This is a genomic window from Pseudomonas mandelii (genome assembly GCF_024138395.1).
GTDB classification, from domain to species: Bacteria; Pseudomonadota; Gammaproteobacteria; order Pseudomonadales; family Pseudomonadaceae; genus Aquipseudomonas; species Aquipseudomonas mandelii_E.
On record NZ_JAMYDU010000011.1, the window covers coordinates 110223 to 134445 of the forward strand.

The following is a 24223-nucleotide window of genomic DNA, read 5'->3' on the forward strand; positions in this document are numbered from 1 at the left end:
GATCATGCCGGTACTGAATTAATCGTGGTCTGGCCCCGTTTCTTTTTTTCAGCGCCCCCACCTCAGGGCCGCTTTTATTTCAGCCGAAAGTAAGTAGACACTTACTCCTCAGACTCAGATTTTTACCTGCTGCCTAGCAGCTTTTGCGGCCACCAGATCTCTGTACTCTATTACTTCACGCACGACTGAATGGATGTGATGATTGGTGTCTATTGCGATCCAATCTGAAGAGCTACCCGAGAATTCTCCTTCACTGCACCGAAGAATCTCCCTATCTCCCCAGCTAAATTTTTCATCAACCCAGTGACCCGATTTTATCACCAAACGGGCAAGCTCCTGATGCTGCGCACCTTTCAACCCCTCAGTTAAAGGGTATCCTCGAGCAATGAAAATCTCCCTATCAATTGTATAGCGAATTTTTCCATTCGCGTTCGAAGCACCGCCTGTTTCTTTTGCATTAGGCCCTCGGATACCGTAATCACTAAACCCGAGCGAATCTAGCCCCGGCTGCACGATCAAGATCCTCCATGCCTCCATCTCTTTTCTAACAACTAACCCGGTACTATTTTGCGTCTTAATCGACTGAGATATGAAAGCAGGGAGGGAGCACCCGGCCAATCTGAATATTTTAAATCCAGCTCTTGACAAAAGATCAATCGCCCTTTCTGATTTAGAAACCAAATCAGGCACCGTATGTTTCTCGTTAGATATATCTCCAAAATCAATCATAACCATCACAAGAGCAGGATCAAAATCCAAAGTATCCGCTATATCGGTCAATCTCTCCAAAACCAACTCTTCCTCGGACAGTTCCTCAACTGTATCGGAGTCCATCACGAGACGTAGAGCAAAATCACACCCACCCGTGACTCCCGCCCCACGAAGCGCATTAGCGTAGACTGGATCATCCCATCTAACATAATCAACTACCAGATCGGCACTAACACGAAATGAAGCCAATTCATTTCGTAAAAATGGAAGTACGTGCTCGCCACCCTCGGCTTGAGCGTTAGTTGCCCACTTTGGCATATCTAGCAATATCTTTCGATTTTTCCACACCGTGGAAATTTCCGCTGCTACGCCACTCAAATAGGCTTCAATCGGTGGAAATAGCTGACTACTGAGTTTCTCGAGCTTGTCATCATTAATAGGTGATATGTCAAACCAAGGTAGTACATGCTCGATAGCGGCGCCCTTTAAATGCATAAGCGCGGAAAGCTCACCAGCTTTAGCCTTTAAAATCGGAACATAAACAGTTTTCATAGCTCACCTTAGGAATGACAACCGATTAGACTTCTAACTTCTCCGCGCCCGAGCAAATCAGAAAATATCTGGTAGTTTTCTCTTTCTCGCTGAATCCTTCCCGCTATTATGGCGGGATGTATTTTCAGCTCTCTAGATAGTTTATCTATATTCTCTTTACTTGGATCGAGGTGAGCACCTGAACGTTTCCAGGCGACACGCGGTATACATGCCTCTCTAGCAAGACGATTAGCTTCAGCCTCCCTCTTATCTTCAGAAGATGCATCCAAATCGTCAAGGAAAGCCTCTTCACTACCAATATGTTTCCATATATGAGCCACTTCATGTAGCAATGTAAACCAAAAATTATCTAACCGATCATACCTAAGCGTCAATCCGATAATCGGCGCTCCATCCACATCCTTTAAAGCTGCACCATCTAGCATAGTGCCTTTCAAATGTGGCTCGATGATTACTGATATACCGTGCTTATTAAGGAACTCAACAGCAAGCAGCGGGCCATTTTCAAACCAACTGAGTTGTGCAAGCTCTCTCAAAAATGAACTTGACAGCTTGCTCTGATCAAACTCACCTAATACTCCACGATTTTCTCTAGCGCGCTGAATCACCCTTAAAAGCCATGCATACAAGGAATACTTAGTCGTCGGCGAATACGCATCACCCAATGGAGTCCGCCTGAATGCAGCCTCACCAAACTGCCATCCTATTAACGACACAAACTCCCGGAGAGTCTCTTCAGTAGTTTTAGCGGCCTTACCTACAGCTTTATTAATCCAGCCACGCGCAACCATTTCCTTAATTGGAAACCTAGACCAGTCCACTTCTTCTTTTGATTGTTTCTCATCTGTATGGGTTATCCCAAGCAATGTCTCAGCAGAGATCCCCAACCCAACCGAAAGAGCTTTGATCATAGGAACTGTAAGCGGACGCTTACGACCCAAAACCTCCGACACTCTGCTTCTTGTCCCAAAGTAGGGTATTAAGTCAGCCTGCTTGAGATTTCTCTCATGCATCCTGAACAAAATTGCATCGATCGGATCTGGTGCATCGATAGGGTGTTTTTTTGACTCATAGTCCTCAATCAGGAGAATCAGGACTTCAAGGCGATTACTTTCTGACGAACCTGGGTTCGGCATCATTGACATCAGCCTGTCGACTTCGGCCAGATAGGACTGGTGCTGTTCCTCTGTTTTTATGACCTTAGTGTCCATCAATTTCTTCTGCACCTAATATCGCGACTATACGAGCGATTTTTTGAGGAAACACTATTCGCACTTCTAACCAACACTTAGCTAAACCCACTTCAAAAATGAAAATCCCGGCTGATTTTTCTCTCACCGAAGGAAACTGATCTATCAGATCTGCTTGGTGAGCCCAAATCGCGTGCTCGAGCTCGGCAGTCCATGCGCTGACCCATATATCGACCTCTGGGTTACGCCCTTTTAGCCCACCGAGGATGTCCTTACCGACCAAATGCATAAAAATGTTCCCAATTTGGGATCAATATAAATCCCTTCCGAGGAGGCGTCAACAGCAAAAATTCCCAAAATGGGAACATCACGAGAACATTCATAGTAGCGTTTTGTTATCACCCCTCACAAGCAGTGACGTCTGCGGCTTGGAATAGCCTTTGTCAACGGGAATATGGAGATACAAGCCCTCCTGATCATCGGCATGCAGCCAGCGTCGCCACCATCGAACGCCACGACGAATCCCCCCTTTCCAGAAACAACTCGGCTGGGCAACCGGTCGAGACGACAGCCTGATCCGGGCCAACCGCGTCTTTATCAAACACGGTTATGCGCCTTCGCCGGAAACCACTGCCTGACAGACTCATACTCACCGTCCTAGGAAATTTCCCTCAAAATGTATCGACTCCCATGAACTAGCGGACGCAGCTCATGGAGGATAGCCTTCAGGTGTCGCTGCAAATCAGCGATTGGGCTTTGACAGGCCGAAAAGTGTAACCTTTCACTCCTCCTGATCAGGCAGCATGCTCACGCGCATGCAGTCTTGTTTATGGCTGCTGTGCGTGGGGCATCTTCGGATGCACCGGGTTCCTACACTACCGGTCTGTCAACCCGCGCACAGTTGCCACCCAATTCTGTTTGACAGCAGAGGGGTGGTCGCCTCCATAACTAGTGTAGGAGCATCAACATGAAGAAGATCACCCCCAACCCTCCAGAAACCGACACCCCTTCAGAACCCGAAACCCTCGACCTGACCCAACTCTCCAAAGCCACCCAACGCGCCGTCAGCGCCCGCTTGCGCGACCCGAAACAGCCCGATCCCGTCAGCCATATTTTCACCATCCTCCCCGGCGTCGACACCCCCACCCTGCTCGGTCACGCCAGTGAAACCCTGGCCTCCATGAACGTCATGACCACCGACCTGGCCGACCAGCTCGAAGGCTCGCATCGCAACGTGGCATTGGCGATTCAGCAACTGGCCGTGCTGGCCGAGATGTTGATCAATCGAGCGCTGGATAACCTCGATTCGCCCCTGCCTTCGGTCACGCCCGTCTGCCACTGAGTGATCACGCTCGCTGATCGAAAGGAGGTTTTGTCATGGATCGATACATGCCGGTCACCGGCATCGACTGCACCATCGCGTCGCTGCTGATCGACACCGAAGCGCCGCTGGACGTGCTGCATGAAACGGCTGCCTACCGCATCCGCACCGCGACTCAATTGCTGGAGAGCTTCGCCGCGAACGAAGGCGTTTACAGTGAACTGGCGCGGGTGTTGGTGACTTCGTTGCGCGATGGCTGCGATTTGCTGGATGTGGTTGGGCGAAGGTTACAGATGCAGGTTTCGGCATCGTAACGAACCTTACATAGGAAATCGTTGCCGCTACCCCAACACAAAAAGGCACCTGACGAGAGTATCGCAGGTGCTTTTTTTGGATTTGAGTGGGTAGAGATGTTCTGAACGCTCGAGCGCCGAAGGTCAGGGAAATGAAACCGCCCAAGAATCGCTGAAACCCCGCCAACCAGCGAGATATCTCACTTAATTTTTTGCCCGTTTTCACTTAGCGCACAGCCGAATTTAAGATAATGTTTAGCGTATGCTAAGCGTAGACCTTTAATTACGGGCGTTTCCCGGGATTCCTTCAAGATAATTTTTCGGCCGTTTTGAGATATTTCTCCATATGCCTACGTTTATCCATCACGACCTTGAGCTTCTCAATCCATCCTTCGACTCTGATCTAGTTGATGCATCTCCGGCCCGTGAGATGAGCGTAAAAAGCAAGAAAGGATAGCGCTTGTCGGGGTAAATTCTGGATGCTGATCAATGTTTCAGGGCGCTTATTCAGGCATGATCATCCCCCTCGAAACACCCGCAAGAGTGCATCCTCTGTACTCACGGGGCTGTAGACAAGGACGTGATTACAATGGACAGGGAAATCATCTTAATGCGTCATGGCCAGCCGAATCTGGCTGTGATCGACAAGATTTCATCACTCGATATGAAACACTGGATCGAACAATACGACCTCTCCGAAATCATCAACCAACTCGCCCCTGAGGCTAGTGTGGAGGTGGCCGCTACCGCCAGAGTGATCGTGTCGAGTACAGCACCTCGGGCGTTGACCTCCGTTCGGGCGCTGGGCCTTCAGCCCAGCCTTGTAGATGAGATTTTCTGCGAGGCGCAGTTGCCCTACGGGCGATGGAAACGGCCGCGCCTTTCACCTTTTACGTGGGCATTTATCCTTCGAATCCTGTGGTTGTGCGGTTTCTCGGGGACGGTCGAGTCTGCCCGCAACGCTAGAGTGCGGGCCAATGCGGCAGCTCAACAACTTCAATCTCTTGCCAACGAAGGGCCAGTTCTGCTGCTCGGTCATGGATTCATGAATCGAATGATCGCCAAGCGATTGGAAGCTGCCGGATGGACGCGCCATATAAGCAATGGCAACCGGTACTGGAGCGCGACAGCCTACCGGATGAATCAGAGTTAAGGCATGGCGACAGCCCACAGGCTCTCGCCACGGGTTATGCGGGCTGAATGTAACGAAAAGAGTTTCTCTGTCAGATTGGAGCCACGTCATCCTGGGAAATTTCCCGCAACCCGTAGCGACTTCCATGAACTGGCGAACAAGGTTTCCGGAAGATAGTCTTCACGCTTCGCTGCAAACCCTGCGGACGGTTTTGACAAGCCGAAACAGCGTAAGGATCCCTAACCCCCTGGAACGCCCTTATGAAAAAGATCACCCTGAAATTAATTAAAAATCCGGCCACTTCAGAGCCTGAAACCCTCGACCCAACCCAACCTCCCCAAGCCACCGAACGCGCTGTCAGCCCCCGCCGGCGCAACCTGAACAGAAACATCTTCAGCGTCCGTCCCGACGTCGATACAACCACCCTGCTCGCTCATGCCTGCGAAACCCTGGCGTCCCTCAACGTCATGACTTTGGACTTTGCCAATCGACTCGAAGGCTCGCAGCACAATGTGGCGCTGGCTCTTCATCAGTTGACGGTGTTGACCGAACTTTTGGTCAACCGAGCGCGGGACAACCTCGATCCGAACGGGTCGGTGGCCGTAGGCGAGCCTCCCGTCTTTCACTGAGTGATCGCGCTCGTTGATCGAAGGCGCTTACCGTGAACTTGCGCGGATATTGGTGACTTCACTGCGCGATGGCTACGATTTACTGGATGTGGCTGGACGAAGGTTACAGACGCAAATTTTGGCGTAAAAAACAAAATAGGCGACCTCATCGAGGTCGCCTACTTTTAGAACAAATCACCAAGTTCTTCCAAGGTCGGCATGGCTGCCGGAATGACAGCAAATTCGCAATCCAGAGCACCTAACACCCGCGCATAAGCACTCATGCTCACAGAAAGAGTGCCCTTCTCTACTGCGATGACTTTCTGCCGAGTCAGCCCGGCGAGTTCGGCAAGATTTGCTTGTGTCAGGCCACGATTCATACGCCTTTCGCGTATTTGCTTACCTAAGCGGTAGATCAACAAAGAATAATCCATGTTCCGTTACCGTGACATTTACATTTAAATGTACCGTATACATAACACTAATGCGACGCTGAAATACCGGACACGCCGGAGGGTCGCCCATCCACATGAATTTTTCTTCACCCCACCGCCTCTCTCCAACCTGTACATTCCTCTCGCTCTTCAAGAAACTACAGTTTGCCCGCCTCCCGCGGGCTTTTTTTTGCCTGCCGTTTTGTTAGCGATGATCTCAAGTGACCGGCGCCGGGTCACATGAACCCGCCGCACCCTTGAAGGTGCTCAAGACCATGAAGGTGGGGCGTCAGGCTTATTACTTTGTAACCCTGTAAACGGCTCAACAACCGGTGACGCAACCTTCTGCAGTACAGGCAGCTCCAGCCGCGCCCGTCCATAGAACGCCAACGCCGTCAGCAAACATGCCAGCCATACAATGATTCCGGCCCAGAAGGTGTGGGACATGTAGTGCCAACCCTGTAGAACCCGCGTCGTGCCGTAAACGAAACCGAGCAGCAGCGAGCCGTGCATCAGCGCTTTGGAATACCGCCAGCGATAGCGGCGCGCCACGAAGTACAGCGCGAGCATGGTGAAGCCGCCCGACGCATGTCCACCCGGCCAGCAGCGACCGTCGCCAGCGACCTTCAGCAGATCGAAATTCTGGTACCACTCTTTGTGTTCGATTTTCCCGGCGTACTGAGTCGTTTCGACCGGGCAATACACACTGGTGTGGCCTTTGAGGTAGTGGATAATGCCAGTGCTGATGGAAAACGCGAACACCACATAGAGAAAATCCCGACGGTGTTTACTGGCGAACCGAAGTACCGGCGCGATTTGGATTTTTTCCAGGAACGCGATGATCTTCGAATGTTTTTCAGCTTTCAGCCGCGGCCAGAGAAACGACAGCAAAGCGCCAATTATCGCAACCTCACCCGTCCAGTTCGGGATGATCCGCGCCCATTTATGGGTGATCTTCTCGAACAAATGGACATGGTCCAACGGAAATACCCGGGTGGCCGGATCATAAAAAAGATCGCTGAAGGCGATGTCGATTTTAGTCAGGTCAAACAGCAGGAATACCACGACCGCGCAAACCAGCGGGATACCAAAGTTTGCCCAGTAAAAGCGGTAACGGGAAGAAGTCAGCATCGTACGTCCTGATCCAGAGGGATGATGGTGAAGCTCATTCAGTGGTCACCGAGCGCCAGTCGGAGGCCTCGATGAAACCGAGCATGCGCGGTGGCTGAGACTTTTTGGCGGAGATAAACAGAGAAGCGCCGTAACCAAGGGTCGCGGAAGGTAACTTGAGGTCTTTTTCGAGTTGCGCCATGCATTCGCTATGGGTCACCAGAATCAGGTTGCGCCCGGCCACTTTGTGCGCCAAGGCATCGCGCAGCATGCTGCCCCTGCAACGGATCAACCAGTCTTCACCGACGCCAACCTTGTTGAACATGTAACCGGCGGTTTGCGCCGTACGCATCGCCGGGCTGTTGTAGATGTCGGCCCGATCCAGGCCCAAACGCTCGAACTGGGCGCCCACACTCACTGCCACGCTACGGGAGCGGTCGGTGATGCCATCGTTACCGATCAGGCAGGCTGCGGTGGAGTGATCGCAGCGCTCGACGTGGCGCACCAGCACGATCATGTCGCCCTTGGCCCAACCAGTCGCCAACGCGCGGGCACCCGAAACGTTGCCATGGGCCAGGTCCGGCACGGCAGCGGGCCGCAACAGCCAAACCGTCAGCGGAATCACCAACAAGGCAGATGCCAGCACAACCGCGGCGTTTCGATAACGGGCCAAAGGGCTCAGATCGATCGAGCGTTTTATCCCGAACAGACTCAGTCTCAATTCCACATCAAGCCGCCTCGCCGGCATGCACCACTGTCATTCGTTGCCGCGAGGGTAAAGACGCACGCGTCGGCAGCCGGTGAAACTCATGTGAAAAAAAGCTTAAGACCCGCCCAAAAGTTTTGTTACAGAATCGGTATAACAAAATCCTTTCAGCTCTCGGGATTGCTGCCGATACATACCTGCTAACCCCTTGCTGGCTCTTAAAACAACAATCTTCCAGCCAACCGACGATCAAGAAGCACAACGTTCCTGGAGGAATATTGATGAATAGCTGGTTCGGTAATATCAGCGTGAACCTGAAACTGGGCTTGGGATTCGGCCTGGTCCTGGCACTGACTTGCGTCCTCGCCCTGACCGGCTGGACGAGCCTGGGCGGGTTGATTGACCGCAGCAACTGGATGAGCGACATCACTCAGCTCAACGCCGGCCTGACCAAGCTGCGTGTGGTTCGCCTGCAATACATGTTGACCAACGGCGATGAAACGGCCGCACAGAATGTGCAGACCACCCTCGACGGTTTCATCGCTCAGCAACAATCGTTGCTGTCGACATTCAAGAGCCCGGAAAACGTCAAGCTGCTCAAAGAGCAGAGCGCGACCATCAGCGCTTACCAGATATCCCTGAACAAAATGCGCAGCGCCTACCGCACCGGTAACAGCGCCCGCGACGCTATGGGCGCCAACGCTGAAACCGCCAGCAAGTTGATCGAAGCGATCAGCGCCCGCGTACAGCAAATGCCCCTGAGCGACCAACGCTTCGAACAGTTCCAGGCCATCACCGCAGCCAAGGAAGCGTTCATCCTGGCGCGCTACGAAGTGCGTGGTTACACCGCCAGCACCAACGTCGAGACCGAGCAAAAAGCCGTCGCGCAACTGGACACGGCCATCGCCAGCCTGAAACAGCTCAATGTGCATTTCGCCGAGACCCAGCAAGATGCCCTGCGTCAGCTGGAAACCGCGCTGAGCAACTACCGAGGCGCCTTGCAAGCGTATAAAACCGCCAACACCGATGCGGTGCAGGCGCGCAAGGAAATGACCGAACAGGGCGCCACCATCGTAACCCTGAGCGATCAGCTGTATCAGATCCAGCTCGACCGCCGCGACGCGGAAAGCGCCCAGGCGCGCACGCTGCAACTGATCAGCACCTTGCTGGCATTGCTGGTGGGCGTCATTGCCGCCGTGATCATCACCCGTCAGATTACCGGCCCGTTGCGCGATACCCTGGCCGTGGTCGAACGCATCGCCAGCGGCGATCTGTCCCAGGATGTCAAAGTGACTCGCCGCGACGAACTCGGCGTGTTGCAGCAAGGCATCGCGCGCATGGGCGTAACCCTGCGCGATTTGATCAGTGGTATCCGCGATGGCGTCACCCAGATCGCCAGCGCCGCCGAAGAACTGTCGGCCGTGACCGAGCAAACCAGCGCCGGGGTCAACAGCCAGAAGATCGAGACCGATCAAGTGGCCACCGCCATGCACGAGATGACTGCCACGGTGCAGGAAGTCGCGCGCAACGCTGAAGAAGCGTCCCAGGCCGCAGCCGCCGCTGACGGCGAAGCGCGCGAAGGTGACAAAGTGGTCAACGAAGCCATCGCCCAGATCGAGCGCCTGGCCAGCGAAGTGGCGCGCTCCACTGAAGCGATGAGCGTGTTGCAGAAAGAAAGCGACAAGATCGGCAGCGTCATGGACGTGATCAAAGCCGTGGCCGAGCAGACGAACTTGCTGGCACTCAACGCCGCCATCGAAGCGGCACGTGCCGGTGAAGCCGGTCGTGGTTTTGCCGTGGTGGCCGACGAAGTTCGCGGCCTGGCCCAGCGCACGCAAAAATCCACCGAGGAAATCGAAGGCTTGGTGGCCGGCCTGCAGAACGGCACCCAACAAGTGTCGGCCGTGATGAACAACAGCCGCGCCCTGACCGACAGCAGCGTGGCGCTGACCCGCAAGGCCGGCGTGTCACTGGAAAACATCACCCGTACCGTGTCGAACATCCAATCGATGAACCAGCAGATCGCTGCCGCCGCCGAGCAACAAAGCGCTGTGGCCGAAGAGATCAGCCGCAGCATCATCAACGTACGCGACGTGTCCGAACAGACCGCCGCCGCCAGCGACGAAACGGCCGCCTCCAGTGTTGAATTGGCGCGGTTGGGTAATCAGTTGCAGATGATGGTGAGTCACTTCCGGGTTTGACGTTAAGTCAGCGGTGAATGACAGATCCGTTCGCGGGCAAGCCTCGCTCCCACAGGTTACTCACTAAACCTGTAGGAGCGAGGCTTGCCCGCGAAGGCGATCTACCGATCACCAGAGTTATTCAGGCTTCCCACGGATTGATCACTTCAATCCCGGGAAATTCGAAGTCCCTAACCCGCAGAGCAGCCGAACGGCCTCAGACACTGATCGCATTGGTAAACACTAACCGATTGCCGAACGGATCGCTGATGGTCATGTCCTGGCTCCCCCAAGGCATGGCCTGAATTTGCGGGCGGGCGAACTGATACTCCTTGGCCAGCAATTGCTGCTGGAAAGTCTCCAGTTCATCGGTCTCGATCCGCAACGCCGAGCCCGGTGTGCTGTCGCCGTGGTGTTCGGACAGGTGCAGCACGCATTCGCCACGGGAGATTTGCAGGTACAGCGGGAAGTTTGTTTCGAAGCGATGCTGCCAGTCGATCTTGAACCCCAGGAAGTCGACGTAGAATTCCAATGCCTTGGTTTCATCGAAAATCCGCAGGATCGGGGTGGTTTTGCCGAAACTCATGGGGTAGCTCCCTGACTGAATGAGCCCAGTGTAGCCGGGCTGGATGTCAGCGCTTCGGCTTCATGGGGGGATTCTTTAATCTCAGAGTGCCATCACTCCAAAAAAGATCAAAAGATCGCGCCTTCGGCAGCATCTATGATTACCCCCCTTCTCTGGCCAGAAAACGCGTGGGAACGATCAATGACTCAACGATCACTCAGTCATGATGCTCGCTGGCGCGTTTGAGCAGTTTCTTGCAGCGTTCGGACAAATGCAGCACACGTAGCTGCTTTCCAGCCTTGGCGTAGCGCTCGCGCAATGTCTTCAGCGCGGCAATGGCCGAGTAGTCGACGAAGCTCAGGTGGCGACAATCAAGGGTCACCTGGGCCGGGTCATTGGCGGGGTCGAACTGGTTGAGGAATGGCGTGGTAGAGGCGAAAAACAGTGTGCCGTGCAGGCGGTAGAGTTTGCTGCCGTCGCTTTCCTGATAGCTGTCGGCATACAGCTCGCGAGCCTGTTGCCAGGCGAAGTTGAGCGCCGCAATGATGATTCCGCACAACACGGCGATGGCCAGATCGGTGAACACCGTAATCACCGTCACCGCGATGATCACCAAGACATCGTTCAGTGGCACCTTGTTCAGCACCCGCAACGAAGCCCAGGCGAAGGTCTGCTGCGCCACCACGAACATCACCCCGACCAGTGCGGCCAGCGGGATACGCTCGATCAGCGGCGAAAGGAACAGCACGAACAGCAGAATCATCACCCCGGCCACTGCACCGGACAGCCGACCGCGACCGCCAGAGCTGAGGTTGATCATGGTTTGCCCGATCATGGCGCAGCCCCCCATGCCACCGAACACGCCAGAAACTATATTGGCGGCTCCGAGCGCCACGCACTCGCGATCCGGGTAGCCGCGGCTCTCGGTGATCTCGTCGGTGAGGTTCAGGGTCAGCAGGGTTTCCAGCAAGCCGACCAACGCCATCAATATCGCGTAAGGCGCGATGATGTGCAGGGTTTCCAGGCTCCAGGGGATATCTGGCAGCGCGAAGCTCGGCAAACCGCCGGCAATGTTCGCCATGTCGCCCAGGGTGCGGGTCGGCAGGTTAAGTAGATAAACCGCCAGCCCAACCCCCAGAATCGCCACCAGTGCTGGCGGCACGGCACGTGTCAGGCGTGGCATCAGGTAGACGATGGCCATCGTCAGCGCCACCAGCCCGACCATCATGTACAGCGGCGAGCCACTTAACCAGACCTCACCGCTTTTGAAGTGCTCCAACTGAGCCAGGGCAATGATGATCGCCAGGCCGTTGACGAAGCCGAGCATCACCGGGTGCGGCACCATGCGCACCAGTTTGCCCAGCTTCAACAGACCGAACGCGAGCATGATCAACCCGCCCAGCAACACAGTCGCCAGCAAGTACTGCACGCCGTGCTGCACCACCAGCGCGACGATCACCACGGCCATCGATCCGGCGGCACCAGACACCATCCCCGGCCGCCCACCAAACAGCGCAGTCAGGGTGCAGATGATGAAAGCGCCGTACAGCCCCATCAATGGATTGAGGTGGGCCACCAGCGCGAAGGCGATGCATTCGGGCAGCAGGGCGAAAGAGGTCGTGAGTCCGGCCAGGACATCGGCGCGCAGACGTTTGGGTTTCATGGCTTACCTAAAAAATACAGGCGGGAGAAGAGAGCGCGGATGTTACGGAATTGAGGGCGGGCCGGCCAGTGAATGGGCCGGCAGAAACGCAATCGCGAGCAGGCTCGCTCCCACAATGGACTTGCGTCGATTCACAATAATAGGATCAACACAGAACCAATGTGGGAGCGAGCCTGCTCGCGATGAACGATAACGCAGTCTTCGAATTAGCCTCTGAAATCCGCAATCGCATAAGCCGCCAATTTGCCCTGAATGAAGTCCAGGAAGCATTGAATCCGTAGGGCAAGTTGCGAGTTGCGGTAGTACACCGCGTTGATCGGTTGGCGATATCCGCTGTTGAACTCCGCCAGCAGCACCTGCAAGCGACCGGCGCGGATGTCGTCGATGGTCATGAAGTGCGACAGGCAGGCGATGCCCTGCCCTGCCAGTGCCAGATGCCTGATTGTTTCGCCACTGGACGCACAGATCGACGCCTGGATCGGCCAGCGATCACCGTGGACATAGCGCAGCGGCCATTGGTTGAGGCCTTCGTTCTGGGTAAATCCCAGCAGCGTATGGTCGGCCAGATCTGCAACGGCGGCCGGTACGCCGTGTTGCTCCAGATACGCTGGGCTGGCGACGATGTGCAGCGGGCTGCAACCCAAAGAGCGGGCGTGTAGGGTCGAATCGGCCAGCGTGCCGATGCGGATGGCGATGTCGGTGCTTTGTTCGAGCAGGTCGATGATCAGGTCATTACTGTTGAGTTCGAGCTGGATGTCCGGGTAGAGACGGCGGAACTCATCGATGTAAGGCACGATGGCGTGCAGCATGAACGGCGACGCGGCATTGATTCGCAGGCGCCCGGAGGGGGTTTGCTGGCGTGAGGACAGGCGCTCTTCGAGTTCGTCCATCTGATCGAGAATCAGCTTGGCGTGCTCGAAGAAATACTTGCCCTCCTCGGTCAGGTCCATGCGTCGCGTGGTGCGGTTGATCAGCGTGGTGTCGAGCTTGGCCTCCAATCGCGACAGCGTGCGGCTGACCGCCGACGGCGTTTGTCCGACCTGTTCGGCCGCCGCAGAAATCGACCCGCATTCAATCACGCAGACGAAAATCTGCAACTCATCGGATCTGGCTTTCACGTGTGTCCTCGTTAGCGAATCGGCGTTGCATGAATCGCCAAGATCGCAGCCTTCGGCAGCTCCTACAAGGATTGCGAGCGCCCTGAACCTTCGGGTGTACGCCATCTGTAGGAACTGCCGCAGGTTCGGGCCGCGTTCGGACGATCTTTTCCGCCGTTGCGACGGATACTAGCCGGAAATTCAGGCCGGTAAGCCAAACACCTCGCTCAAGTGCTGCTCATAACGCGCCACATCGGCTTCGACGTTCGGGCGTTTCATCACATCCACGCACAGGAAGGTCGGCAAACCGGTCATGCCGAGGAAGGTGTTGGCCTTGTGGAACGGGAAGTACACCGCGTCCACGCCCTTGGCTTCGAAGAAATCGGTCGGGTCGTCGAAGGCCTGCTGCGGCGCGTTCCAAGTCAGCGACAGCATGTATTTTTTCCCGTGCAACAAGCCGCCGCTGCCGTACTTCTGCGACGCGTCGGAGCGCGTGCGGCCATCGCTGGCGTAGAGGCTGCCGTGGCCTTCGGTGAAGACTTCATCGACGTACTTCTTGACGGTCCAGGGCGCGCCCATCCACCAGCCGGGCATTTGATAGATGATCACATCGGCCCAGAGGAATTTGGCAACTTCCTCCGCGACGTCGTACCCCTCGTCGATGAATGTGGCTTTTACATCCACACCGCCGCGATCCAGCACGCTCAGCGCGGCTTCGTGCAGCGTTGTGTTGTAGCGACCATCGGAGTGGGCAAACTTTTTGCCGCCATTGAGCAACAGGACTTTTTTCATGAGAAGTCTCGCAAGGTTGAAATTCGATGGCGGCAGAGTAGCGAGTCGACTCGCGCGGAATAAGCGCTCAATCCGCAAAATTCATTTGACCAATACGCACGAATCGATAGGGGATTGTTGCCATAGACTTGCGCCGATTCTGACTTTCAAGGACAACCTGATGAGCGAACTGCAAGGCTTCATCCTCCACGCCAAGACCCGCCCGGAAAAAGCCGAGGCCTTCGAAGCGTTCTTCCGTGCCTATGTCGAACCGAGTCGCGCCGAACCCGGTTGCATCGAGTACCACATGCTGCGAGACAAACAAGACCCGACGCTGTTTATCTTCTACGAGATCTGGCAGTCCCAGGCCCATCTGGACGTGCACTCGAACCTGCCGCACATGCAGCAGTTCCTCGACATGCGCATGGAGTATCTGGAGCGCGATTTCGATATCCGCCCGATCGAGATGCTCAGCACTTCGTCCGCTAGCCGCTGATCAGCAAGTGGCCGCCGAGCATGCCGAGGCCGATGAAGAACACGCGCTTGAACAACACGGCGCTGATCCGCTGGCGCAGCCATTGCCCCAACAGCATGCCGAGCACCGCCGGAACCAGCGCCAGCAGCGACGCGCTCAACTCACCACCGCCGAGGGCGCCGCGCCATGACAGGCCGGCGGCCAACGCGAGGGTCGACACAGTGAACGACAAGCCCAACGCCTGCACCAGTTGATCCTTGCTCAAGCCCAGCGCTTGCAGATAAGGCACCGCCGGAATCACGAAGACACCGGTAGCCGAGGTGATGATGCCCGTCAGCACACCGCACAACGGACCGAGCCAACGCTCGGTCCGACCGCCGACGCGCAGGGTCGGCAAGAACAACCCGCTCAAGGCGTATATCAACAACGCCGCCCCCAGCCCGCGCACGACCCACTGCCCACCGGCCATGCCGATCCATAGAGTACCGGCGCCCGTGCCGATGAAAATCGCCAACAGCATCGGCCACAACCGGTTCAGCAGCCCGCGCAAATGTCCGCCGAATGCCAGTTGCCAGACATTGGTCAGGGTGGCGGGAATGATCAGCAATGCCGCAGCCTGCGACGGTGCCATAGCCAGACCGAGCAAGCCCATGGCAATGGTGGGCAGTCCGAGACCGATCACGCCTTTGATCATCCCGGCCAGCAGGAAGGTGGCAATAACCAGCAAAGAAAGGGCCAAACCCAGATGTTGGTAGAACGCGGCGAGTGTATTCATGGGGCGATGGTGAGCGCGGATGGTTGCCTTGAAAATCTGCCATATACTGAGGCTGCCTCTTGATTTGGTGGAGGCTTGAATTTTCGTTGCGGCTGCTGATGTCTTCGCGGGCAAGCCTCGCTCCTACAGGGGATCTGTGATCTCCAGAACGACATAAACCCTGTAGGAGCGAGGCTTGCCCGCGAAGGGGCCAGTCCAGACAACAAACAACCAGAGGTTGCCGATGCACTTCGACCTGACCGACCTGCGCCTCTACCTGAACATCCTCGACACCGGCAACATCACCGCCGGCGCCGCACGCAGTCATCTGTCCCTGGCAGCAGCGAGCGCACGAATCCGCGCGATGGAATCTTCACTTGGCACTGATTTTCTGGAACGCGGCCGTCGCGGCATAACGCCGACGCCTGCCGGCAAGGCCCTGGCGCAGCACGCCCGAGTCCTTTTGCAACAGGCCGAGCGCATGCAGCAGGACCTGGCTGAATACGCCAAAGGGGTCAAAGGCCAGGTGCGGTTGTTGTGCAATACCACGGCGATCACCGAGTACCTGCCGGAGTTGCTGGCAGACTTTCTGCGCGACCATCCGAACCTCGACATCGACCTGCAAGAGCTGCCCAGCGCGCGCATCACCCATGCCTTGCGCCAAGGTGCGGCGGACCTGGGCATCGTGTCCGACGCCGTGGATACCGACGGCCTTCAGACCCGCTACTTCCGTGACGACCCACTGGTGCTGATCTTGCCGTGTGATCATCCCTTGGCCGACACCGTACCGCTAAGTTTCAGCGCCACCTTGCATCACGATTACATTGGCCTGAACGCCAACAGCGCGTTGGCCGTGTACCTGGAAGAACAAGCCCTGCACAGCGGCTTACGGATGCAGATTCGTATCCGTGCCGATGGCTTCGATGGCGTGATGCGCATGGTCGCCCGGGGTGCCGGGCTGGCGATCGTGCCCTTGGCGGCGGTTGAACGCTGGTCAGTTGAAACACCGTTCAAAAGCATCGCACTGAAAGAGCCGTGGGCTCGACGCAAACTGTTGTTGTGCGCCCGGGATTTCGCCGTGCTGCCCGGTTATGCCCAGGCTTTGCTGAGCGTCTTGACTCTCCCCTGAGGGGCAGACATTACCCTTGAGGTTTCATCTTCAGGGACAGTTATGATGAGCAAGCGAATTCTGGTGATTCTCGGTCATCCTTCGAGCAACAGTTTCTGCGGCGCACTTGCCGAACGCTACGCACAATCGGCGTTGCGTGCCGGGCATGAGGTGCGCCAGTTGTTTCTAGGAAGAATGGACTTCGACCCGGTGCTGCGCGAAGGCTATCAACATGTGCAGCCGCTGGAAGCCGACTTGCGCCGTGCTCAGGCGGACATTCTGTGGGCCGAACATCTGACCTTGGTCTACCCGATCTGGTGGGGCGGCGTGCCGGCCTTGCTCAAGGGTTTTCTTGATCGGGTGTTGCTTCCGGGCTTCGCCTTCAAGTATCGCGAAGGCAAAGCCTTTCCCGACAAATTGCTGCATGGCCGCAGTGCGCATCTGCTCGTGACCATGGACACGCCCCCCTGGTATTACCGCTGGATCTACCGCATGCCCGGTCTGCATCAGATGCGTAAAACCACCCTGGCGTTTTGCGGTATCGAACCTCAGCGCACACTCACCTTCGGGCCGGTTCTGGGGTCCAGCGCCGGGCAGCGCGAAACCTGGCTGCTGCAAGCTCAGGCTATCGCCAGCCGATGAGTCTGCCGATAATGGGGCTGGCTTACCCTCGGCAAAAAAAGGACTTTTCATGTACATCGGCCAAGCCGCGCATCGCTCGGGCACGACGATCAAGAGTATTCGCCATTACGAGTCGATCGGCTTGCTGCCTGCCCCTCGGCGGCAAGGAAAATACCGTGTCTATGATCAGCACAGCGTCGACCTGCTGATCTTCATCAAGTGCGCTCAACACTTAGGTTTCAGGCTCAAGGAGTTGCAGGCGATCTTTACCGGGCATCAAGGCCTGGCGATGCCCTGGTCATTGGCGCAGCAGGCCATCGATGCCAAGAAGTGCGAAATCAGCGAGCGGATTGCCGCACTCAGGCATCAACACGATCAATTGGTCGAGTTCCAAGCCAACCTCACACAGGCCAGAGCCGATTGCCCGCTGGAAAGTCTTTGAGAGTCTGCGCGTTTCTGGACAGCTCAATGTCGAATACAGACAACTGAACGGTGTATGGGCGCTATAGGGTGCGACTTCAGTTCTTGAACCCACTGCCCGGAGTCATCATGACCGCACCGATTACCGTCCTTCGCGATACTCATCCGCTGCCCGTGCTCGACGCCTGCAAATGGGAAAAACTCGAAGGCGACCCGCACACCGTCAACCTCAACGCCTACACCAGCGAAGATGGCAGCAAGATCATGGGCACCTGGATCTGCACGCCGGGCAAGTGGTACGTGGAATACGTGAAGTGGGAATACTGCCATTTCCAGGAAGGCTACTGCATTATCACCCCGGAAGGCATGGCGCCGATCCACCTGCGCGCCGGTGACATTTTCGTCATCGAGCCGGGGATGAAAGGCACGTGGGAAGTGGTTGAGACCGTGCGCAAGTATTTCGTGTTTGCCTGATAAAGCAAAAGATCGCAGCCTTCGGCAGCTCCTACAGGGTGTACACATTCCCATGTAGGAGCTGCCGAAGGTTCGGGCCGCGTTCGGACGATCTTTTTTCAGCCAATAAAAAACCGGGGATCTGCCCGACGCAGATCCCCGGAAAAAGCTCTTACTGCGGTTTGCGATAGCTGTTGATGATCGCCGAAAAGTCCTTACCCCCTTCCCCGCGCTGACTCATCACCTGATACAACTGCTGCGCCACCGCGCCGAGCACCACCGGTTGGTGCGCCTGACGTGCCGCCTCAGTGGCCAGCCCCAGATCCTTGAGCATCAGTTCGGCACCGAAACCGCCGGTGTACCCGCGCGAGGCCGGCGCCGTTTCGACGATGCCGGGCCACGGGTTGTACATCTCCGAACTCCAGCAACGCCCGGTGGAACTGTTGATGATCCCCGCCAACACCGTCGTGTCGATCCCCAGCGCATCGCCCAAGGCCATGGCCTCGCTGACGCCGACCATGGAAATCGCCAGCAGCAGGTTATTGCAGATCTTGGCGATTTGCCCGGTGCCGACTTCGCCACAGTGGACAATGTTACGGCCCATCTGCGCCAACACCGGTTGCAGGGTCGCGAACAGCTCAGGCGTGGCGCCGACCATGAAGGTCAGCGTCCCGGCCGCGGCACCGCCGGTACCGCCGGAGACCGGCGCATCGGCCATGGCCACGCCTTGTTTGGCAGCCGCTGCGGCAACGTCGCGCGCCGTCTGCGGATCGATGGTGCTGCAATCCACTGCGGGCACGCCCTTGGCGATCCCCGCCAGCACGCCATCTTCGCCCAGCCAGACGCTGCGCACATGCACAGCGGCTGGCAGCATGGTGATCACCAGCTCTGCATCTTGAGCCGCTTCACGCGCCGAAGCGCTGATGCTGCTGCCCAGTTGTTCGAGCTCCGCCAGCACAGCTTTGTTCAGGTCGACCAGCCGCAGTGAATGGCCGGCCTTGATCAGGTTGCGCGCCATCGGCGCGCCCATGTTGCCGAGACCGATAAAAGCGATTTTCATGTCCGGCTCCTTAACGCAAGTGGATGGTGGTATTCACACCGTCGTTGACGCTGTCGTCGTCGAACCAGCGCGCGGTGACGGTCTTGGTTTGAGTGTAGAACTGCACCACTTGCTTGCCATACGGACCGAGGTCGCCGAGCTTCGAACCACGGGAACCGGTGAAGCTGAAGAACGGCACCGGCACCGGAATCGGGATGTTGATGCCGACCTGGCCGACGTCGATTTCCGTCTGGAATTTACGCGCCGCGGCACCGCTCTGGGTGAACAAACCCGTGCCATTGCCAAACGGATTGGCGTTGACCAGGGCGATGGCCTCATCGAGGGTGTTGACTTCCAGCACCACCAGCACCGGGCCGAAGATTTCCTGGGTGTAGATCTGCATCTCGGGAGTTACACCAGAGAACAGGGTCGGGCCGACGAAGTTACCCTTCTCGTAGCCCGGTACGCTGATGTCGCGACCGTCGAGTTCGAGCTTGGCGCCCTCCTTGATACCGCTTTCGATCAGATCAAGAATCCGCGCCTTGGCTCGCTTGGAAATCACCGGGCCAACATCAGTGCCCGGCTCGCTGCCGGCATTGACCTTGAGTTTCTGCGCCAGCGCTTTCAGGTCTGGCAGCCATTGCTTGGCCGCGCCCACCAGCACCACCACCGAGGTGGCCATGCAGCGTTGCCCGGCAGCACCGAAACCGGCGCCTACCAAAGCATTGAGGGCTTGCTCGCGATTGGCATCGGGCAGCACAACGGCGTGGTTCTTGGCGCCCATCATCGATTGCACACGCTTGCCGTGCTTGCCGGCCAGATCGTAGACGTGAGTGCCGACCGCGGTCGAACCGACGAACGAAACAGCCTTGATGTCCTTGTGGGTGCAAAGCGCATCCACCACATCCTTGCCACCATGAACGACGTTGAGCACACCCGGCGGAATACCGGCCTCGATGGCCAGTTCCACCAGCAGCATGGTCGACATCGGATCCTGCTCGGACGGCTTGAGCACGAAGGTGTTGCCGCAGGCGATCGCCATCGGGAACATCCACAGCGGAATCATCGCAGGGAAGTTGAATGGGGTAATGCCGGCACAGACGCCGATTGGCTGACGCAGGGTGTAGGTGTCGACACCGCCAGCGACGTTCTCGGCGAATTCGCCCATTTGCAGGCTGCCAATGGAGCAAGCGTGTTCGACCACTTCCAGGCCGCGGAAAATATCGCCTTCAGCGTCGGCAATGGTTTTGCCCTGCTCATTGCTGAGCACCACGGCAATACGCTTGGAATGTTCGCGAATCAACGCCTGAAGCTTGAGCATGATGCGCATGCGCGCGCCGATCGGCGTCAGCTTCCAGGTCTGGAAGGCGCGATGGGCGGCGCTGATGGCGGCATCGACTTCAGCGTCTGTCGCGAATGGGACTTTGGCCAACACTTGTTGGGTCGCCGGGTTGACGATGTCGTGCCATTCGGTGGTCTGGGATTCGACCCACTCGCCATCGATCAACAGCTTGACCTTCTGCACGGTGGTTTCTTGCGATGCGTTCATGTTTGGTCTCCGGACGTTGTTCTTATTTAGAGAGCTATCTTTGGAGCCAAGGCGAGAAAGTCGCCTTGAGATGAGGCGTGTGTCACGAATTGGTTGTCGGACTGTTTTTGGAGTATAGATGTGCAAACTTCTAATAAGAACGCACATAAAAGCCGGTCCATCATGCAAAAAAACATCACGTCTTTAGGCTCGTTGAACTGGGATGACCTCAAGTTTTTTCTTGAGGTGGCCCGCACTCGCAAGGCCAGCACCGCAGCCAAGCGCCTGGCGGTGGACTACACCACTGTGTCGCGACGCATCAGTTCGCTGGAAACCTCGTTGGGCACATTGCTGTTCGAAAAGTCCCGGACCAGCGGTTTCGTCCTGACTGCCGAGGGCCAGCGGCTGCTGGGTTACGCCGAGTCGATCGAAAGCACTCTGCACATGGCCTGCGAACAGGTTTCGGGCTCCGGCGTGGCGTTGTCCGGGCATGTACGCATGGGCTGCACTGAAGGGTTCGGCAGCTTTTTCATCACCCCGCAGTTGAGCCATTTCGTCGACGCCTACCCGGCGATCTCGGTAGATATCCTGCCGCTGCCGCACTTCATCAGCCTGTCCAAGCGCGAGGCAGATATCGTCATCGCGCTGGAACGGCCGGAACACGGCCCGTATGTCTGCTGCAAACTCTGCGATTACAAATTGCAGCTGTATGCGACCCAGGATTATCTGGACAAGCACCCACTGATTCGCCGCCCGGCAGACTTGGGCAAGCATCAATTCATCAGTTATGTGGACGATCTGGCGTTCAGCTCGGAGCTGCTGTACCTGGCGAATGTGTTGCCCGGTGCCAGTGCCAATCTGCGCAGCACCAGCGTGATCGCGCAGTTCGTAGCCGCTCAGCAGGGGCGGTCACTGGCGATTTTGCCGTGCTTCCTGGCGGCTCAGGACCCGCGATTGCTGCCGGTATTGCCACAAGAGATAACCATTACCCGGCAGTTCTGGATGTACTGCCGCGAGGACCTGCGCAAGCTCAAGCGGATCATGTTGCTATGGGACTACATCCGTGGGGTCACCGAGCAGAATCAAGCGCTATTGATGGGGGAAAGTCGGGAGATGTTGTTCGCCGATTAATCCGCGCTCACCACAATCGATACCCGACGGTTCTCGGTGCGTCCGATCGCGGTGTCATTGGAAGCGACGGGCTTGCTGCTGCCCAGGCCGCGCAGTTGGATGTTTTGTTCTTTTATGCCGACTGAGGCCAATACCTTGCCAACGCTTTTCGCGCGACGCAGGGAAAGCTGTTCGTTATAGGACTCCTTGCCCGAAGCATCGGTGTGGCCGTCGACCCTCACCCGTTCGATCTCCACACTCAACAACGCCTTGCCAATGCGCTCGACGATCTCGGTGCTGGCGGGGTTGAGGTTCTCGACATCACTGCCGAACAGCACTTTGTCGGACAGACCATAGGCCCAACCATCATCCGTCATTTCGAAACCTTGCTGCTTGAGCACGGCGACCTGCGCCGGGGTCAGGCCCTTTTGCGGTGCCGTCTGGCAACCGGTCAATGCCAGCAAGGCCAGGAAAAGGTTGATCGTGAAAAGTCGCAGGGAACGCTGATTGAAGGTGAACACAGAAATTAGCTCCTGGTTTGAACATGGGCGACTGGGAGCTCCGCCCCTGCCGTTTGCTGTGCGCCTCGGGAAAGGCGTTTGGCCTGGTACATCGCGGCGTCGGCGGCATTGAGCAGCGCACCCGGTGTGACCCCATGATCCGGGTACACGGCAATGCCGATACTGAGTGAGGTCAGCACTTGGGTAGTGCCCGGCAAGGGAATTGGCGCTTCCATGCTGGCAATGATTTGGTCGGCAATTCGCTCGGCGTCTTCGGTGTTGTGCAGCGGTGTCAGCAGCACGGCAAACTCGTCGCCGCCCAGACGCGCCACCAGATCCTCTTCACGCAACTGTGCACGAACCCGGGTTGCCACGGCGATCAGCACCGCGTCGCCGGCGGCGTGACCGAAGTTATCGTTGATCTCCTTGAACCGGTCGCTGTCGAGAAACAGCACGGCCACTCGCTCATCCAACTTGCTGGCATTGCGCAAGGCACGCATCAGGCGGCCTTCGAAAAACGCTCGATTCGGCAGTCCGGTCAGGCTGTCATGACTGGCTTGATGGGCCAGGGTTTCGTTTTCGTTTTGCAGGTGGGTCTGCCAGGATTCGAGTTCATCGAGCAAGGCATTGAAGTCGTTGCCCAGGTTGTCGAGTTCGGCAATATCGGCGGGCGGCACGCGCCGGTCGAAGGCTCGCTCGCTGCGGGCGGCGTGAGCCACAGTAGCCAGGCTGCGCAATGGGCCGATAATCCCCCGCAATTGTCGACGCGCCAGATAGAGCGCAACCCAGGCACTAATGGCGGTACACAAGACGATCCCCATCAGGCCGCTGAGCAAAAAACGCATCAGGCTGCCGCCATGACCGGTGAGCAGGATTCTGCCGATTTCCTGACCTTGATGGACGATCGGCATGCTGATGGGTTTTTCCAGAAACGCCCGGGCGATCTGCATTTCAAGATCGGAGAGCAATCCCGTTTCCGGCCGTTGCCAACGTGCGAGCAATTCGCCTTGCTTATCCATCACCTGTGCATAGGCCACTTCTTCAGTGGAGGCGATCAACGCCAGCGCTTCGGTGGCGGCGGCCTTATCGTCGAACACCACCGCGGCTTCCACGGTGTAGTTAATGGAGCGGGCGATCAGATGCAGGTTGTGATCGGCATAAACCCGCAAGGCCAGAACACCCAGCAAGGTCAGTGAAACACTGGCCATGGCCACGGCCACCAGTGCGGCGATCAAATGTCCGCGGCCGATAACCGAACCAAGGGTCGGACGGGTACGAGGTTTGAATAAACTCATGGTGCCGCCGGCTTGCGGCGCGACAGTTGCAGCACACTGGGATGAATGCGCACACCGCTGCGAGCGACCGAGTCGAGGTTGACCTCGAAGGACACCTGTTCATCGCCGACCCGCAAACAGAACAGACTGCCGACGGTGCACTGATCACCGCCTTCGCTGATGCTCACTACCGGGCGCCCTGTCAGCGAGGCGAATAATCGACTGCGTTCGTCGCTGGTCAGTTTGCCGATGTACACCGCATCGCATTCACCGGCAATGGTGGGGTTGTCGGCCAAAAGCCGTCGCACGGTGACAGGCCGACCCGTGGCCTGAGTAGTGCCCTTGACCAGGTCGTCGGTGTACTCGGTGGGGCCGACCACACACAGTCGCAACTGTTGGGGCTCAACAGGCCATCGGGCATAACTGAGGATCCCGAGCACCACTTGAGTAACCGATCTGGCGCGCTGATCGGCCTTGCTCACGTCTGTGTCCGGCTGAGCGAAGGCAATGCCCGTCAACAAACAGAGAAGGCCGGCAAGCAACACTTGCTTGCAGCCAACAACGCGCTCTGTCGCCCAGACAGCCACCTTCATGCAGGGATTCTCTTC

General features: G+C 57.0%; 27 protein-coding genes and 2 pseudogenes. 13 read left to right on the forward strand and 16 right to left on the reverse strand.

The genetic code is table 11. From position 1 onward, the window contains the following. Window positions 1-114: 114 nt before the first annotated feature. Genes NHU87_RS17710 through NHU87_RS17720 form a run of 3 tightly spaced genes read right to left on the reverse strand, consistent with a single transcriptional unit; the run spans window position 115 to window position 2742 of the window. Window positions 115-1263, reverse strand: coding sequence for a beta family protein (locus tag NHU87_RS17710; protein ID WP_253551221.1), 1149 nt, complete (start codon window positions 1261-1263; stop codon window positions 115-117). Between the two features lie 8 nt (window positions 1264-1271). Beyond that, a complete protein-coding gene (locus NHU87_RS17715; RefSeq protein WP_253551223.1) occupies window positions 1272-2474 on the reverse strand; it encodes an ImmA/IrrE family metallo-endopeptidase in 1203 nt (400 codons plus the stop codon). Then, window positions 2464-2742, reverse strand: coding sequence for a type II toxin-antitoxin system HigB family toxin (locus tag NHU87_RS17720; RefSeq protein ID WP_253551225.1), 279 nt, complete (start codon window positions 2740-2742; stop codon window positions 2464-2466). Before NHU87_RS17720 ends, NHU87_RS17715 begins: the two co-directional genes overlap by 11 nt. 203 nt (window positions 2743-2945) lie before the next feature. On the opposite strand from NHU87_RS17720, the pseudogene NHU87_RS17725 reads away from it, so the two are divergent. From NHU87_RS17725 to NHU87_RS17745, 5 genes and pseudogenes are all read left to right on the forward strand, one after another. After that, window positions 2946-3082, forward strand: a pseudogene (locus NHU87_RS17725) (hydrolase); the annotation flags it as partial. 338 nt (window positions 3083-3420) lie between these two features. Then, window positions 3421-3795, forward strand: a complete 375-nt coding sequence (locus tag NHU87_RS17730; protein WP_253551227.1) for a DUF6124 family protein — start codon at window positions 3421-3423, stop codon at window positions 3793-3795. Between the two features lie 35 nt (window positions 3796-3830). Beyond that, window positions 3831-4088: a hypothetical protein gene (locus tag NHU87_RS17735; protein ID WP_038978867.1), complete on the forward strand. Its 258-nt coding sequence runs from the start codon at window positions 3831-3833 to the stop codon at window positions 4086-4088. Between the two features lie 568 nt (window positions 4089-4656). Further along, window positions 4657-5220 carry a histidine phosphatase family protein gene (locus NHU87_RS17740; RefSeq protein WP_253551229.1) on the forward strand — a complete coding sequence of 188 codons (564 nt, stop codon included), beginning with the start codon at window positions 4657-4659 and terminating at the stop codon, window positions 5218-5220. A gap of 239 nt (window positions 5221-5459) precedes the next feature. Then, a complete protein-coding gene (locus NHU87_RS17745; protein WP_253551231.1) occupies window positions 5460-5828 on the forward strand; it encodes a DUF6124 family protein in 369 nt (122 codons plus the stop codon). Between the two features lie 164 nt (window positions 5829-5992). Here NHU87_RS17745 and NHU87_RS17750 read toward each other — a convergent pair whose 3' ends face one another. The 3 genes from NHU87_RS17750 to NHU87_RS17760 form a co-directional block, all read right to left on the reverse strand. Further along, window positions 5993-6241 carry a helix-turn-helix transcriptional regulator gene (locus NHU87_RS17750; RefSeq protein WP_253551233.1) on the reverse strand — a complete coding sequence of 83 codons (249 nt, stop codon included), beginning with the start codon at window positions 6239-6241 and terminating at the stop codon, window positions 5993-5995. 267 nt (window positions 6242-6508) lie between these two features. After that, a complete protein-coding gene (locus NHU87_RS17755) occupies window positions 6509-7372 on the reverse strand; it encodes a phosphatase PAP2 family protein (RefSeq protein WP_253551235.1) in 864 nt (287 codons plus the stop codon). A 34-nt stretch (window positions 7373-7406) separates the two neighbouring features. Then, window positions 7407-8078, reverse strand: a complete 672-nt coding sequence (locus NHU87_RS17760; protein WP_253551238.1) for a histidine phosphatase family protein — start codon at window positions 8076-8078, stop codon at window positions 7407-7409. 395 nt (window positions 8079-8473) lie between these two features. Here NHU87_RS17760 and NHU87_RS28675 point away from each other — a divergent pair. Together NHU87_RS28675 and NHU87_RS28680 are read left to right on the forward strand one after the other, a co-directional pair. After that, a pseudogene (locus NHU87_RS28675) lies at window positions 8474-9400 on the forward strand (methyl-accepting chemotaxis protein); the annotation flags it as partial. A gap of 144 nt (window positions 9401-9544) precedes the next feature. Next, window positions 9545-10258 carry a methyl-accepting chemotaxis protein gene (locus tag NHU87_RS28680; RefSeq protein ID WP_437180837.1) on the forward strand — a complete coding sequence of 238 codons (714 nt, stop codon included), beginning with the start codon at window positions 9545-9547 and terminating at the stop codon, window positions 10256-10258. Between the two features lie 196 nt (window positions 10259-10454). Here the strand turns inward: NHU87_RS28680 and NHU87_RS17770 are convergent, their stop codons facing one another. The 4 genes from NHU87_RS17770 to NHU87_RS17785 form a co-directional block, all read right to left on the reverse strand. Then, the gene (locus NHU87_RS17770) at window positions 10455-10823 is read right to left on the reverse strand and encodes a glyoxalase superfamily protein (protein WP_253551242.1); all 369 of its coding nucleotides are present in this window, start codon (window positions 10821-10823) and stop codon (window positions 10455-10457) included. A 196-nt stretch (window positions 10824-11019) separates the two neighbouring features. Beyond that, on the reverse strand, window positions 11020-12465 hold the full coding sequence (locus NHU87_RS17775; RefSeq protein WP_253551244.1) for a SulP family inorganic anion transporter: 1446 nt from the start codon (window positions 12463-12465) through the stop codon (window positions 11020-11022). A 206-nt stretch (window positions 12466-12671) separates the two neighbouring features. Further along, entirely contained in the window at window positions 12672-13583 is a 912-nt protein-coding gene (locus tag NHU87_RS17780) for a LysR substrate-binding domain-containing protein (RefSeq protein WP_253551246.1), read from the reverse strand. A 180-nt stretch (window positions 13584-13763) separates the two neighbouring features. Beyond that, window positions 13764-14354, reverse strand: coding sequence for an NAD(P)H-dependent oxidoreductase (locus tag NHU87_RS17785; protein WP_223570221.1), 591 nt, complete (start codon window positions 14352-14354; stop codon window positions 13764-13766). Window positions 14355-14514: 160 nt separating this feature from the next. Here NHU87_RS17785 and NHU87_RS17790 point away from each other — a divergent pair, with 160 nt between their 5' ends. Continuing rightward, window positions 14515-14829 (forward strand): putative quinol monooxygenase, encoded by a 315-nt coding sequence (locus NHU87_RS17790; protein WP_253551248.1) that lies wholly within the window; start codon window positions 14515-14517, stop codon window positions 14827-14829. Here NHU87_RS17790 and NHU87_RS17795 read toward each other — a convergent pair. After that, window positions 14819-15583, reverse strand: coding sequence for a sulfite exporter TauE/SafE family protein (locus tag NHU87_RS17795; protein ID WP_253551250.1), 765 nt, complete (start codon window positions 15581-15583; stop codon window positions 14819-14821). The genes NHU87_RS17790 and NHU87_RS17795 overlap by 11 nt on opposite strands. A 223-nt stretch (window positions 15584-15806) precedes the next feature. Here NHU87_RS17795 and NHU87_RS17800 point away from each other — a divergent pair, with 223 nt between their 5' ends. From NHU87_RS17800 to NHU87_RS17815, 4 genes are all read left to right on the forward strand, one after another. Then, complete coding sequence (locus NHU87_RS17800; RefSeq protein WP_253551252.1) at window positions 15807-16691, forward strand: LysR substrate-binding domain-containing protein; 885 nt, start codon at window positions 15807-15809, stop codon at window positions 16689-16691. Between the two features lie 42 nt (window positions 16692-16733). Beyond that, complete coding sequence (locus tag NHU87_RS17805; RefSeq protein WP_253551253.1) at window positions 16734-17312, forward strand: NAD(P)H-dependent oxidoreductase; 579 nt, start codon at window positions 16734-16736, stop codon at window positions 17310-17312. Between the two features lie 49 nt (window positions 17313-17361). Then, window positions 17362-17733: a MerR family transcriptional regulator gene (locus NHU87_RS17810; protein ID WP_253551255.1), complete on the forward strand. Its 372-nt coding sequence runs from the start codon at window positions 17362-17364 to the stop codon at window positions 17731-17733. A 107-nt stretch (window positions 17734-17840) separates the two neighbouring features. Continuing rightward, a complete protein-coding gene (locus NHU87_RS17815) occupies window positions 17841-18185 on the forward strand; it encodes a cupin domain-containing protein (protein ID WP_007900627.1) in 345 nt (114 codons plus the stop codon). A gap of 151 nt (window positions 18186-18336) precedes the next feature. Here NHU87_RS17815 and mmsB read toward each other — a convergent pair whose 3' ends face one another. Continuing rightward, window positions 18337-19224 (reverse strand): 3-hydroxyisobutyrate dehydrogenase, encoded by an 888-nt coding sequence (mmsB, locus tag NHU87_RS17820; protein ID WP_253551257.1) that lies wholly within the window; start codon window positions 19222-19224, stop codon window positions 18337-18339. A 10-nt stretch (window positions 19225-19234) separates the two neighbouring features. Beyond that, window positions 19235-20752 (reverse strand): CoA-acylating methylmalonate-semialdehyde dehydrogenase, encoded by a 1518-nt coding sequence (locus NHU87_RS17825; protein WP_253551259.1) that lies wholly within the window; start codon window positions 20750-20752, stop codon window positions 19235-19237. A gap of 162 nt (window positions 20753-20914) precedes the next feature. On the opposite strand from NHU87_RS17825, the gene NHU87_RS17830 reads away from it, so the two are divergent. Further along, on the forward strand, window positions 20915-21862 hold the full coding sequence (locus NHU87_RS17830; protein WP_253551261.1) for a LysR family transcriptional regulator: 948 nt from the start codon (window positions 20915-20917) through the stop codon (window positions 21860-21862). Here the strand turns inward: NHU87_RS17830 and NHU87_RS17835 are convergent. Genes NHU87_RS17835 through NHU87_RS17845 form a run of 3 tightly spaced genes read right to left on the reverse strand, consistent with a single transcriptional unit; the run spans window position 21859 to window position 24208 of the window. Further along, a complete protein-coding gene (locus NHU87_RS17835; RefSeq protein ID WP_253551268.1) occupies window positions 21859-22362 on the reverse strand; it encodes an OmpA family protein in 504 nt (167 codons plus the stop codon). The two genes, NHU87_RS17830 and NHU87_RS17835, sit on opposite strands and share 4 nt — an antisense overlap. A gap of 5 nt (window positions 22363-22367) precedes the next feature. Further along, the gene (locus tag NHU87_RS17840; protein ID WP_253551285.1) at window positions 22368-23636 is read right to left on the reverse strand and encodes a diguanylate cyclase domain-containing protein; all 1269 of its coding nucleotides are present in this window, start codon (window positions 23634-23636) and stop codon (window positions 22368-22370) included. Continuing rightward, complete coding sequence (locus NHU87_RS17845) at window positions 23633-24208, reverse strand: YfiR family protein (RefSeq protein WP_253551287.1); 576 nt, start codon at window positions 24206-24208, stop codon at window positions 23633-23635. The genes NHU87_RS17840 and NHU87_RS17845 overlap by 4 nt, the downstream gene beginning before the upstream one ends. Window positions 24209-24223: the final 15 nt, after the last annotated feature.